1 protein-coding gene is annotated in these 825 nt (G+C 63.0%); it reads left to right on the forward strand.

Translation table 11 applies throughout. The features are described from left to right. A partial coding sequence (locus AC24YW_RS36580) for an ABC transporter substrate-binding protein (RefSeq protein ID WP_487487210.1) occupies nucleotides 1-749 on the forward strand: 749 nt, incomplete at its 5' end. Nucleotides 750-825 lie beyond the last annotated feature (76 nt).

The raw sequence follows: 825 nt of genomic DNA on the forward strand, positions 1-825 counted from the left end.
TCCTCAAGCTTATCGCGGCGCGCGCACCGATCAAGGCGGTGGTTGGCTATTACGGCTCCGATGCCAACACCTACTACGGCTACTACGTGAAGGACGACAGTCCAATCAAGACAGCGCGCGACCTGATCGGCAAGAAGGTCGCAGTCAACACGCTGGGCGCGCATCTGGAGTTCGTGCTGCGTGAGTATCTCGCCCGTAACGGCCTCTCGGCGAGCGAGGCCAAGCAGGTGACCCTGGTGGCCATCCCGCCCGTGAGCGGCGAGCAAGCGCTGCGCCAGGGCCAGGTCGAGGTCAGCGCGCTCAGCGGCGTGCTGCGCGACAAGGCGCTCGATCGCGGCGGCATCCACTCGCTATTTAATGACACCGACCTGTTCGGTCAGTTCACCGGCGGTTCCTATGTGCTGCGGGACAAGTTTATCAAGGACAATCCCGAGGCCTCCCGCAGATTGGTCGAGGGCATCTCGCGGGCGATCGCATGGGCGCAGACGGCGCCGCCGGAGGAGGTGCGTGCACGCTTCGACAGGATCATCGCCGACCGCAAGCGCAACGAGGATGGCTCCTCGATCAAATACTGGAAGAGCACCGGCGTTGCGAGCAAGGGCGGCGTGATCTCTGACGCGGAGATCCAGGTGTGGATCGACTGGCTGGAGAAGGACGGGCTGTTCAAACCCGGCCAGATCAAGGCCTCCAATACCTACACCAACGCGTTCAACTATTTCCGTCCCGGCAAGACGGCGGATGCGCAATGAGTTTTGTCAAGATCAGCTTCGAGCGGGTCCGAAAGGACTTCGTCGCGCGAGGTGAAGCAGGCCGCCCGCCGGACCG

The sequence above is a fragment of the Bradyrhizobium sp. USDA3516 genome, assembly GCF_057651995.1.